Here is a 10,825-nt window from a genome sequence, read left to right as displayed (position 1 = left end):
AGCACCAGGCCCGCGAACCCCGGCCACAGGCGGGAGCCCGCCTGCTCGAACCCCTCCGCCCAGCGCGCCATCCAGTTCACGGGCGGCACATAGAGCGCCCGCGTCCAGCCGGACGGCTCCAGCTCGGCTTCCCGCAACAGCTCGGCGAGCTGCCCGCGGCTGTAGGGCCGGCCGTGGCCGAAGGGCGTCTTCTCGGTGTTGGCCCACAGCCCGTTGCGGGAAGCGACCGTGACGATCACGCGCCCTGACGGCGCCAGCACCTGCCAGACCTCCTTGAGCAGGCCTATTGGATCGGCGCTCTCCTCGATGGCGTGCACCACCAGTATCCGGTCGAACAGGGCGTTGCGGAACGGCAGGCTGTCCTCGGGCGTCAGCGTCGCCAGGTTGCGCCCGCCCACCGGCCAGATCTCGACGCCCTGCTGCGCGGGCATGGCCGCCACCACCCGACGGGCGGCGTTGCGGAACGGGCTCACGAACGGGGTGCCATAGCCCAGGACCAGCACATCCAGCCCGTGGGCGTCGCCCCAGGCCTCGACGAGCTTGCGCTCGACCATGGCCCGGGCGGCGCGGCCCAGGTCCGAGGCGTAGAACTGCCGAAGTTCGAGGACGTCCCTGCGCATCTGCCTCCGGCCCATGCTCGACGAGGCCTTACGACCAGCCTAAACCGGTTCGCAAGCGCCGGCTTGAAGGAGTTGGACCATGCCGTTGACCGTGCACCAGTTCCCATGCCTCGAGGACAACTATGGCTTCCTCGCCCGCGACGAGGCCACGGGCCTCGCGGCCTGTATCGATACGCCCGAGTCCGGAGCCATCCTCCGGGAGCTGAACAAGCTGGGCTGGCGGCTCGCCCTGATCCTCAACACCCACTGGCATCCCGACCACGCCGGCGGCAACGAAGAGATCCAGAAGGCCACCGGCGCGAAGATCGTGGGTCCCAAGGAGGTCACCCGCATCGCCCCCCTGGACCGGGAGGTGAAGGGCGGCGACGAGGTGATGCTGGGCGAGACCCGGTTCCAGGTGATCGAGAGCGGCGGCCACACCTTGGGGCATGTGGCCTACTACGACCCCGACGACCGCATCGCCTTCGTCGGCGACACCCTGTTCGCCCTGGGCTGCGGGCGGCTGTTCGAGGGCGACGCCGAGCAGATGTGGACCAGCCTGCAGCGGCTGACCGCCCTGCCCGACGACACCACCGTCTATTGCGCCCACGAATACACCGCTTCGAACGCCCGCTTTGCCCTGTCGGTCGACGACGATCCGGCCCTGAAGGCCCGGGCCGAGGCGATCTTCGCGGCGCGCGAGCGGGGCGAGCCCACCGTGCCCACCACCATCGGCCTGGAGAAGGCGACGAACCCCTTCCTGCGCGCGCCGGTGCTGGCGGCGCGCGTCGGCGCGGCGGGCGAACCGGACTTCAAGGCCTTCGCCGCGGTGCGGGCGGCCAAGGACGTTTTCCGCGGCTAACGGCTCGCCGCCGTCTTGATGATCCGTTCGGACGAGGGCCGGCCCGCCAGGCCCTGAGACGGCGCGACCGTGATCTTCAGCACCTGGTCGTCGATGTGCGCCGAAGCCTTCCTGCCCTCGACCAGCAGCACCTTGCGGAACTGGGCCAGCAGGGCGCGGCCGTCCTTGCGGCGGGACATGCGCACGACGGCCACGCTGGTGACGGTCGCGGCGTCGGCGATCAGGGCCGAGGAAGCCGGGGTCGCCTCGGCCTCGAACAGGATGGTGCGCCGCGCGGCGCGGCTGGCCCGCAGACTCGCCTGCGCGAGGCGCTCCAGCAGCGCCTGGGGGCCCAGCGGCGCAAGCCGCAGCGGAGGGCCGTCGCCGGCGAGAGCCGCGGCCGCGCCCGCCGGCCGCGCGTCGGTGAACAGGGTGACGCCGCCCAGGCGGGTGGCGCGCAGCACCGGCTCGCCCAGGTCGTTCTTGTAGATCACGTCCCCGCGCGGCGCAGGCATGGGCTGCAGCGCCCAGACCTCGGGGCTGTCCTCGAATTTCAGCAGCGGGCGCGGATGGGTGCGGTCCAGCACGAAGGCCTGGCCGTCTTCCGAGACGTAGCGGGCGATGGGCGGGGCCGCGGCGCGGCCGGAACCGCCGTGCTTGCCGAACAGGCCCTGGCGCAGCCCCTCCTGGGCCGCGGCCGGCGCCGCGAATCCGGCCGCCAGCGCTGCGAGCAGCGCCACGATGACCTTTTTCCTGGACGCCGTCGGCTCGCCCGTCATGACCACCCAGCAGATGCCGCGGGATCGGGGCGCTTTTTGGACGGGAGTGGAGCTTTCACCCGACGAGGTATTGGCCGCCATTCAGCGAAAGCGTCGTCCCATTGACATAGCCTGCCCGCTCGCCCGCCAGGAAAGAGACCGCGTCGGCGATCTCATCCCCCCGGCCCAGCCGCCCTGCCGGGATCTGGGCGATGATCCCTTCCAGCACCTTGGCCGGCACCGCCTGCACCATCTCTGTGTCAACGTAGCCAGGCGCCACGCAGTTCACGGTCACGCCCTTGCGCGCGTTCTCCAGCGCCAGTGCCTTGGTGAAGCCGATCACGCCCGCCTTGGCCGCCGAATAGTTGGTCTGGCCCAGTTGCCCCTTCTGGCCATTGATCGAGCTGATGTTGATGATCCGGCCCCACTCGCGCTCGCGCATGCCTTCGATCACCTGGCGCGTCATGTTGTAGAGCGAATCCATGTTCACCCGGATGACCTCGCCCCACTGCTCGGGCGTCATCTTGTGGAAGAAGCCGTCGCGGGTGATGCCGGCGTTGTTCACCAGCACGTCGACCGGCCCGAGTTCGGCCTCCACCTCGCGCACCGCGCGCTGGCAGTCCTCGAAGACCCCGACGTTGCCCTTCACGACCATCACGCCCAGCGACTTGGCGCAGGCGTAGGCCGCCTCGTCATTGCCGGAGTAGCCAGCGGCCACCTTGTAGCCGTCGGCGCAGAGCCGCTCGACGATGGCGCGGCCGATGCCGCGCGTGCCGCCCGTCACCAGAGCAACCCTGGCCATTCGTCACCTCCCTAACGGCGGGGGCTTGTGCGTCCCGCTCAGATTTTCTCGACGCACAGCGCCACGCCCATGCCGCCGCCGACGCACAGCGTGGCCAGGCCCTTGGACGCCTCGGTGCGCTTCATCTCGTGCAGCAGGGTCGTCAGCACCCGCGCGCCGGAGGCGCCGATCGGATGGCCGATGGCGATGGCCCCGCCGTTGACATTGACCTTCTCGGGATCGAGGCCCAGCTCGCGGACCACGCAGATCGACTGGGCGGCGAAGGCCTCGTTCGACTCCACCAGGTCCAGGTCGGCGACCTTCCAGCCGGCCTTCTCCAGCGCCTTGCGGCTGGCCGGGATCGGGCCCGTGCCCATGATCTCGGGATCCACGCCCGCGTGCGCCCAGGATGCGATGCGGGCCAGCGGCTTCAGCCCGCGCCGGGCGGCCTCCTCGGCGCTCATCAGCACCAGGGCGGCGGCGCCGTCGTTGATGCCCGAGGCGTTGGCGGCCGTCACCGAACCGTCCTTGGTGAAGGCCGGCTTCAGCCCGGCGATGCTCTCCAGCGTCACGCCGTGGCGGATGTATTCGTCCTGGTCGACGACGGTGTCGCCCTTGCGCCCCTTGATCGTCACGGCGACGATCTCGTCGGCGAACTTGCCCGCCTTCTGAGCCGCCTCGGCGCGGTTCTGTGAGGTGACCGCGAACCGGTCCTGATCCTCACGGGTGATCTGCCAGCGGGCGGCGATGTTCTCGGCCGTCTGGCCCATGTGGTAGCCGTGGAAGGCGTCCCAAAGGCCGTCCTTCAGCATGGTGTCGACGAGGCCCAGCTCGCCCATCTTGGTCCCGTTGCGCAGGTTCGCCGCGTGCGGGGACTGGCTCATGCTTTCCTGGCCGCCGGCGACCACCACCTTGGACGAGCCTTCGGCGATCTGCTGGGCCGCGAGCGCCACGGCGCGCAGGCCCGAGCCGCACAGCTGGTTCAGGCTCCAGGCGGGACTTTCCACCGGCACCCCCGCGGCGACCGCCGCCTGACGGGCCGGACCCTGGCCGGCGCCGGCCTGCAGCACCTGGCCCATGATCACCTCGTCCACGTCCGTCGCAGCCACGCCCGCGCGTTCGATCGCCGCCTGGATCGCCACCTTGCCGAGCTCATGCGCGGGCAGGCTCGAGAGTGCGCCGTTGAACGAGCCCACGGGCGTGCGGGCGGCGGAAACGATGACGATGTCGCTCATGACGGCGGCTCCAAGACTACGGATCGAAACGCGGCCCGGCTCTTCTATCGGCAAGGCTGCGCCGCTCGGCAAGGGCGCTTCACAGAATCAGTCCATGACATTTGCTTATGCGCTCGCATCCGCGATACTGCGGTGCAGAACGAGGCCAGTCGAAAGCTGGTCTACGCATAAGGACCAGGGATGGCCGACACCCAGGAATCCGGCGCCGCCCAGGGCGAGCGCGTCGTCATCAAGAAGTACGCCAACCGGCGTCTCTACAACACCGCCTCCTCCAGTTACGTCACGCTCGAGCACCTGGCGGACATGGTGAAGAAGGGCGTCGACTTCGTCGTCTATGACGCCAAGACCAACGAGGACATCACCCGCACGGTCCTCACGCAGATCATCTTCGAGGAGGAGGAGAAGAGCCAGGGCCAGTCCCTCTTGCCGATCCAGTTCCTCCGCCAGCTGATCAGCTTCTACGGCAACTCGATGCAGGCCTTCCTGCCCAGCTACCTGGAGCTGTCGCTGGCCTCCTTCGCCCAGCAGCAGGAGCGGCTGCGCAGTCAGCTGGCCGCCTTCCAGGGCGGCGGCATGGGCAGCGGCGTCGGCGCCTACGAGGACCAGATCCGCCAGAACCTGCAGCTGTTTGACCGGGCGATGAAGATGTTCTCGCCCTTCGCCTACGCCCAGAAGCCCGAGCAGCCGACGCCGCCCCCCGCCGCCAAGGCCGAACCTGCGTCGGACGACGCCCTCGAGCAGCTGCGCAAGCAGATGGCCGACATGCAGGCCCAGATCGAGAAGCTCGCCTCCAAGGCGTGAACCCTGGCGCAGCCTTTGCAGTTGAAGGCTTATGATGTCCCGAATTGACCGCATCCGGCGCGCGAGCCTCGTGGGCAAGGCCTTCAAGGCCGACAACGACCCGCAGGAGGACGTCCCCGAACCGCGCGCCGTGAACCTGCCAGCGGTGATTCCGGCCGCAAACCCTCGTCCCCGCGACGACCGCGACGCCGGCGCCGCCTTCGCCGCCCAGCTGATCGGCCAGGACGGCCAGAAGCGCGGCCTGCGCGCGGGTCCGCTCCACATCGAGGCCGCCCGCGGCGCCTACAACAAGGTCGAGTGGTCCGGCTCGAAGGACCGCCGCGCCCGCGTCGGTCGCAACGCCCGCACCGAGGTCTAGCCGCCACGCAGGCGGGCGACCTCCGCCTCCAGCGCCGCCACCCGCTTCTCCAGCGCCGCCAGCCGATCCTCGCTTGCCGGCGACGGCGTCGAGACGCCCGCGCGGTCCGCCACATCGGCGCCGCTCACGCCCAGCAGCTCGGCAAAAGCCGCCACCTCGCGGGCGGAAAGTTCCCGCTGATCTTTGAAGACGAGCGTCAGTTCTTCGGCCGTCAGGCCAGCGACCGCCGCGAGCACGTCGCGCGAAAGCCCCCGCTCCGCGAGCCGGGCGTCGAACCATTCCGCGTCGAAGAAGAGAGCCATGGGCTGGCGCCGGACTTGCTTGGAGCGTGATCGCAACCTTCGACCACGGGCCCGGCCATGATTCAATTCGCGCTGAAGACCTTCGACCTGGCCCTGGTGACCCTGATGTTCACGGCGTTGACCTGACCGACAACGTCCGTTTCTCGCCAGCCATCCGCCGGGGGATGCGCGATCTTCGGCTCCCGAGTTCAGACGGAGCCTCCCCATGGCCACCCTCATCAAGACCATCGAGATCGACGCCCCCGCTGATGCGGTCTGGGACGCCGTCGCCGACTTCGGCGCCGTCCACCGCCGCTTCGCCCCTGGCTTCGTCACCGACGTGAAGCTCGTCCCCGGCGGCCGCATGGTGACCTTTGGCGAGGGGCTGGAGGTCTTCGAAGCCTTCCTCGGCTTGGATCAGCAGGCCCGACGCCTGGCCTATTCGGTGCGGATCGAGCAATTCGAACACCACAGCGCCAGCTTCCAGGTCAGCGACATCGGCGGCGGCCGCAGCCGCCTCACCTGGACGGTCGACGTGCTTCCGGACTCGGCCGCCGAACTCCTGGAGCCGCGCCTGGACGCCGGCCTCGCCGCCGCCAGGACGACGCTGGGCCGCGTTCCGGCCTAGACCTCGTCCCAGCCGCCGCTGACGCGGGAGCGGGACTGCAGCCACATCACGCCAAGCAGGTCCGACAGCGAGGCCCAGAGCCGGCCGAGGTTCGTATACTTCGACCGGCCGGTCTCGCGGTGGCGGTGATTGACCGGCCGGAACTCCGAGCGGAAGCCCTCGCGGATCATCAGCGCCGGCAGGTACCGGTGCATGTGGTCGAAGTAGGGCAGGCGGAGAAACGCCTCCCGGCGGAACGCCTTCAGGCCGCAGCCGGTGTCGTTGGCGGTGTCCTTCAGCAGCCGCTTGCGGACGCTGTTGCCGACCTTGGAGGCGATCTTCTTGGCCCGGCTGTCCTGGCGCTTCACCCGCTCGCCGCCGACCATCGCGAGGTCGGGCGGTCCGGCCGCCAGCACGTCCGCCAGGGCGGGACCGTCCGCCGGGTCGTTCTGGCCGTCCCCGTCCAGGGTGACGATCAGCGGCGCGCGCGCGGCCAGCACGCCGGTGCGGATGGCGCGGCTCTGGCCGGCGTTCTTGCGGTGAGCCACGACGCGCAGCTGCGGGATTTCGGCCTTCAGCGCCGACAGCGCCGTGCGCGTGCCGTCGCGGCTGGCGTCGTCCACAAAGACGATCTCGAAATCGCGGCCGGCGAACGCCCGGGCGATCTCGCGCGCCAGGGCCGGCGCGGCCCCTTCCTCGTCGAAGACGGGCACAACTACGGAGATGTCGGGGCCTGACGCCATGCTCCCCCATAGCGGAAGGAAGGATCGTGCTACTAGAGGCGCAATGACGCTCGAGCGCCTGATCGCCACCTGGAGCCGCGGCTGGCGCGGCCCCGCCGCCGCCGCCTTCGTCGCCTTTGTGGCGGGCCTGCCCGGTCTCCTGGCCGTGCCGCCGCTGGACCGCGACGAGTCGCGATTCGCCCAGGCCACCGCCCAGATGCTGGAGAGCGGCGACTACGTGGTCATCCAGTTCCAGGACCAGCCGAGGTTCAAGAAGCCGGTCGGCATCCACTGGCTGCAGGCCGTGACTGTCGACTTCGTCTCGAATCCCGAGGCGCGCGAGATCTGGGCCTATCGCCTGCCCTCCCTGCTCGGGGCGATGCTGGCGGCCGCCGCCTGCGCCTGGGGGGCTGCGGCGTTCTTCGGCGGGCCGGCGGGCCTGGCCGCGGGCGCCCTCCTGGGCGCGACCTTCCTGCTCTCGACGGAAGCCTTCATCGCCAAGACCGACGCCATGCTCGCCGGCTGCGTCACCTTGGCCATGGCCGCGCTCGGCAGGCTCTATGCCGCCGCCCGGGACGGGCCGCCCGCCGGCAGGCGCACCCTGCCGCTGTTCTGGGGCGGCCTCGCCGTCGCCACCCTGGTGAAGGGCCCCGTCGGCCCGCTGGTCGTGGCCTTCGCCCTGATCGCGCTCGCCATCTGGGACCGCCGCGCCCGCTGGATCGGAAAGCTGCGCTGGTGGTGGGGCATGATCGCCGTGGCCGCCATCGTCGGACCCTGGGCCGGCGCCGTCACGGTCGCCACGGACGGCGGGTTCTGGACCGAGGCCATCGGCGCCGATCTCGCGCCCAAGCTCGCGGGCGGCCAGGAGACCCACGGCGCGCCGCCCGGCTACCACACCCTGCTGACGCCCCTGCTGGCCTTCCCCATCACCCTGCTGCTGCCGGCCGCGCTGGTGGTCGCCTGGAAGCGCCGGGCGGAGCCCGGCGTGCGCTTCGCCATCGCCTGGCTGCTGCCGACCTGGCTGATGTTCGAGGCCCTTCCGACCAAGCTGCCGCACTATCCCTTGCCGGCCTATGGCGCTCTGGCCTGGCTGGCCGCCGCCGCCCTGGCCCAGCCGCTAGGCCCCCGTGTCCGCTGGATCGGCGCGATCCTGGCCGCCGTCGTGGGCGCCGCGCTCGCCGCCGGCGTGATCTACTTGCTCAGCCTCTATGGCGACCCGGCCGACGCCTGGGCGGCGGCGCTCACCGCCGTGCTCCTGATCGCCGCCGGGCTGGTCGGCGGCTATCTGACCATCAAAGGCGCCCCGCGTGGCGGCGTGGCCGCGGCCCTCGTCCTCGGCGTGGCGGGGCACGCGGCGCTTGCCGCCGCCCTCGTTCCGCGGCTCGACCCGCTGTGGATCTCGGCCCGGGTGGAGAGGGCGCTGGACCGCGCCCGGCTGCTGCCGCGGCAGGGGTTGGCCGAGGCGCCCATCGCCGTCGCCGGCTTCGCCGAGCCCAGCCTCGTCTTTGCCCTGGGCACCACCACCGAGCTCCACGGCCCCGCCGAGGCCGCCCAGGCCATCGCCGAGAACCGCCCCGCCATCGTCGAGGCCCGCGAGGAGGCGGACTTCCGCCGCCACCTCGACGCGCGCGCCGTCGGCGTGCGCGAAGTGGCCCGGATCGACGGCCTCAACTACTCCAAGGGGGACGACGTGACGCTTCGGGTCTATGTCCCGGCCGTCCAGACGAGGGAACCGCTCCGATGAGCCGCCGCATCGAGATCGTCGAGGTCGGGCCCCGCGACGGCCTGCAGAACGAGAAGACCCTGCTCGAGGTCGACCAGAAGCTGGAGCTGATCCGGCGTCTGGAAGACGCCGGCGCGCGCCGCATGGAGGTCGTCTCCTTCGTCAATCCGCGCCGCGTGCCGCAAATGGCCGGCGCCGAGGAGATCATGGCGGTGCTGCCCAGGACGCCCGCCCGCTCGCGCATCGGCCTGGTGCTGAACCAGAAGGGCTGGGACCGCTGCGTCGCCGCCGGCTGCGACGAGGCCAACGTCGTGGTCTGCGCCACCGACGGCTTCGGCATCCGCAACCAGGGCGCCTCCTCGGCCGAGCAGGTCGAGACGCTGGCGGCGATCATGGCCGCCCGCCGCAAGGAAGACCCGCCGGTCTCGGTCACGATCTCGGTTGCCTTCGGCTGCCCCTTCGACGGCGAGGTGCCCGAGGAGCGGGTGGTCGAGATCGTCCGCGCCGCCGCCGACATGCGCGTGGCCGAGATTGCGCTGGCCGACACCATCGGGGTCGCCGATCCCTGGACCGTGCGCCGGCGGATCGAGGCGGCCCGCCAGGCGGCCGGCCGCATCCCGCTGCGGTTACACTTCCATGATACCCGCAACACCGGCCTGGCCAACGCCGCGGCCGGCGTCGAAGCCGGGGTTGACGTCCTGGACGCCAGCGTCGGCGGCCTCGGCGGCTGCCCGTTCGCACCGAACGCCACGGGCAACATCGGGACCGAGGACCTCGTCTACATGCTGGAGCGCGCCGGCTTTGAGACCGGCTACGACCTCGGCAAGCTGATCGACATCGGCCAGTGGGTGTCGGGACTGCTGGGCAAGCCGCCCGCCTCGTCCCTCGGCAAGGCTGGTCCGTTCCCGCTCCCCCGGCCTGAGTCGGCTTGAGGCGGGCGCGGCGGGTGGACATCGACCCCGCCACCGCCGCGGCCCTGGGTTGGCCTAAGCTCAAGTACGCCTGGGTCGAGCGCGAGCGCCGATGGCTCTGCCGAGAGGTTCCCCTGGAGCGCATCGTCCGCGCCGAGGCGATCGCCGACCTCTATGTCGCCGGAACGCGGCTGCGCCTGCGGGAGGCCCTTCCGCTGGACGGCGGTCCGGCGATGCGCCGCCTCGGCCGGAAGGCCGACGTCGATGCGCGGACGCGACTGCTGACGTCCATCTACCTCAGCGAGGCCGAGTTCGCCCTGCTGGCCGACCTGCCGGGCCAGCGCCTGCGGAAGGTGCGCCACCATCTGCGTGCAGAAGGCGGCGTCGCCCTGTCGGTGGATGTGTTCGAAGGTCCGCTGGCCGGCCTCGTCTTGGCCGAGGCGGAATTCGAGACGGCCGAACAGCTGGCGGCCTTCCATGCGCCCGACTTCGCCGGGCGTGAGGTCACCGACGATCCGCGCTACGCCGGCGGCTGGTTGGTGGCGAACGGTCTTCCGGACCCCGCCTAGGGCCGGGTCTTCAGCCGCCAGACGATCGGCCGGACCAGGGCCGTGGCCACGATCAGCGGCGAGAGCAGCCAGGCCAGCGCACGGCCGCCCAGGCCGTCGGCGCGCTTACGGAAATAGCGCGCGAGGCCCACGCCTTTGTGGAACTCCACCTTCAGCGGGCTGGCCAGGCTGGTGTGGCCCAGGTGGACCACCTCGGCCTTGGGATGGAACAGCACCTGGCCGCCCTGCCGACGCACTCGCCAGCAGAGGTCCACGTCCTCGACGTGCAGGAAGTAGCCTTCGTCGAAACCGCCCACGGCCTCGAAGTCGTCGCGCCGCATGCAGAAGCAGGCGCCCGAGATGGTCGGCACCGACTGCGCCTGCTCGGGCGCGGTCTCGTCCTCCCAGTGCACCTCGAACCGTCGCCAGCCGGGGATCAGCTTCGACAACGTGCTCAGCGACAGCAGCGCCGACATCGGCGTGATCTCGCCCCGCCGCGCGCCGCGCTGCTCGGTGCGGTCGGCGTTCAGGATCCGCCCGCCGACGAGGCAGGGCACGGGGCGGCCCTCGATCTCGCGGACGAGTTCGGCGATGCAGCCCGGCTGCAGGAAGGCGTCGGGGTTCAGGAACACCAGCAGGTCGCCCGCAGCGTTGCGCGCA

General features: G+C 71.1%; 14 protein-coding genes. 7 read left to right on the top strand and 7 right to left on the bottom strand.

What is annotated here, in order from left to right; genetic code table 11:
- A partial coding sequence (locus tag RIF93_RS14630) for a methyltransferase domain-containing protein (protein ID WP_309092186.1) occupies positions 1-620 on the bottom strand: 620 nt, incomplete at its 3' end.
- A 79-nt stretch (positions 621-699) separates the two neighbouring features.
- Here RIF93_RS14630 and gloB point away from each other — a divergent pair.
- Positions 700-1,461, top strand: a complete 762-nt coding sequence (gene gloB / locus RIF93_RS14625) for a hydroxyacylglutathione hydrolase (protein WP_309092185.1) — start codon at positions 700-702, stop codon at positions 1,459-1,461.
- Here the strand turns inward: gloB and RIF93_RS14620 are convergent.
- From RIF93_RS14620 to RIF93_RS14610, 3 genes are read right to left on the bottom strand one after another with little or no spacing between them, the layout of a single operon-like run.
- Entirely contained in the window at positions 1,458-2,219 is a 762-nt protein-coding gene (locus RIF93_RS14620) for a DUF4908 domain-containing protein (RefSeq protein WP_309092184.1), read from the bottom strand. The genes gloB and RIF93_RS14620 overlap by 4 nt on opposite strands.
- A 55-nt stretch (positions 2,220-2,274) precedes the next feature.
- Positions 2,275-3,000: a beta-ketoacyl-ACP reductase gene (locus RIF93_RS14615; RefSeq protein ID WP_309092183.1), complete on the bottom strand. Its 726-nt coding sequence runs from the start codon at positions 2,998-3,000 to the stop codon at positions 2,275-2,277.
- Positions 3,001-3,038: 38 nt separating this feature from the next.
- Positions 3,039-4,214, bottom strand: coding sequence for an acetyl-CoA C-acetyltransferase (locus RIF93_RS14610; RefSeq protein ID WP_309092182.1), 1,176 nt, complete (start codon positions 4,212-4,214; stop codon positions 3,039-3,041).
- A 180-nt stretch (positions 4,215-4,394) separates the two neighbouring features.
- On the opposite strand from RIF93_RS14610, the gene phaR reads away from it, so the two are divergent.
- Together phaR and RIF93_RS14600 are read left to right on the top strand one after the other, a co-directional pair.
- On the top strand, positions 4,395-5,015 hold the full coding sequence (gene phaR / locus RIF93_RS14605) for a polyhydroxyalkanoate synthesis repressor PhaR (protein ID WP_309092181.1): 621 nt from the start codon (positions 4,395-4,397) through the stop codon (positions 5,013-5,015).
- Between the two features lie 34 nt (positions 5,016-5,049).
- On the top strand, positions 5,050-5,373 hold the full coding sequence (locus RIF93_RS14600; RefSeq protein WP_309092180.1) for a hypothetical protein: 324 nt from the start codon (positions 5,050-5,052) through the stop codon (positions 5,371-5,373).
- On the opposite strand, the gene RIF93_RS14595 is transcribed toward RIF93_RS14600, so the two are convergent.
- Positions 5,370-5,675: a helix-turn-helix transcriptional regulator gene (locus RIF93_RS14595; protein ID WP_309092179.1), complete on the bottom strand. Its 306-nt coding sequence runs from the start codon at positions 5,673-5,675 to the stop codon at positions 5,370-5,372. The genes RIF93_RS14600 and RIF93_RS14595 overlap by 4 nt on opposite strands.
- Before the next feature lie 205 nt (positions 5,676-5,880).
- Between RIF93_RS14595 and RIF93_RS14590 the strand changes: the two genes are divergently transcribed.
- Positions 5,881-6,282 carry an SRPBCC family protein gene (locus RIF93_RS14590; protein ID WP_309092178.1) on the top strand — a complete coding sequence of 134 codons (402 nt, stop codon included), beginning with the start codon at positions 5,881-5,883 and terminating at the stop codon, positions 6,280-6,282.
- On the opposite strand, the gene RIF93_RS14585 is transcribed toward RIF93_RS14590, so the two are convergent.
- On the bottom strand, positions 6,279-7,004 hold the full coding sequence (locus RIF93_RS14585; protein WP_309092177.1) for a glycosyltransferase family 2 protein: 726 nt from the start codon (positions 7,002-7,004) through the stop codon (positions 6,279-6,281). The two genes, RIF93_RS14590 and RIF93_RS14585, sit on opposite strands and share 4 nt — an antisense overlap.
- A 43-nt stretch (positions 7,005-7,047) precedes the next feature.
- On the opposite strand from RIF93_RS14585, the gene RIF93_RS14580 reads away from it, so the two are divergent.
- From RIF93_RS14580 to RIF93_RS14570, 3 genes are read left to right on the top strand one after another with little or no spacing between them, the layout of a single operon-like run.
- Positions 7,048-8,727 (top strand): glycosyltransferase family 39 protein, encoded by a 1,680-nt coding sequence (locus RIF93_RS14580; RefSeq protein WP_309092176.1) that lies wholly within the window; start codon positions 7,048-7,050, stop codon positions 8,725-8,727.
- Positions 8,724-9,638, top strand: coding sequence for a hydroxymethylglutaryl-CoA lyase (locus RIF93_RS14575; protein WP_309092175.1), 915 nt, complete (start codon positions 8,724-8,726; stop codon positions 9,636-9,638). The genes RIF93_RS14580 and RIF93_RS14575 overlap by 4 nt, the downstream gene beginning before the upstream one ends.
- A 14-nt stretch (positions 9,639-9,652) precedes the next feature.
- Positions 9,653-10,186: a hypothetical protein gene (locus RIF93_RS14570; RefSeq protein ID WP_309092174.1), complete on the top strand. Its 534-nt coding sequence runs from the start codon at positions 9,653-9,655 to the stop codon at positions 10,184-10,186.
- On the opposite strand, the gene RIF93_RS14565 is transcribed toward RIF93_RS14570, so the two are convergent.
- The coding region (locus RIF93_RS14565; protein WP_309092173.1) for a glycosyltransferase family 2 protein at positions 10,183-10,825 on the bottom strand (643 nt) is incomplete at its 5' end. The two genes, RIF93_RS14570 and RIF93_RS14565, sit on opposite strands and share 4 nt — an antisense overlap.

Source organism: Phenylobacterium sp., from assembly GCF_031181185.1.
Taxonomy (GTDB): domain Bacteria; phylum Pseudomonadota; class Alphaproteobacteria; order Caulobacterales; family Caulobacteraceae; genus Phenylobacterium.
The sequence above is the reverse complement of the archived record's forward strand: the minus strand, read 5'-3'. Positions and strand labels throughout refer to the sequence as shown.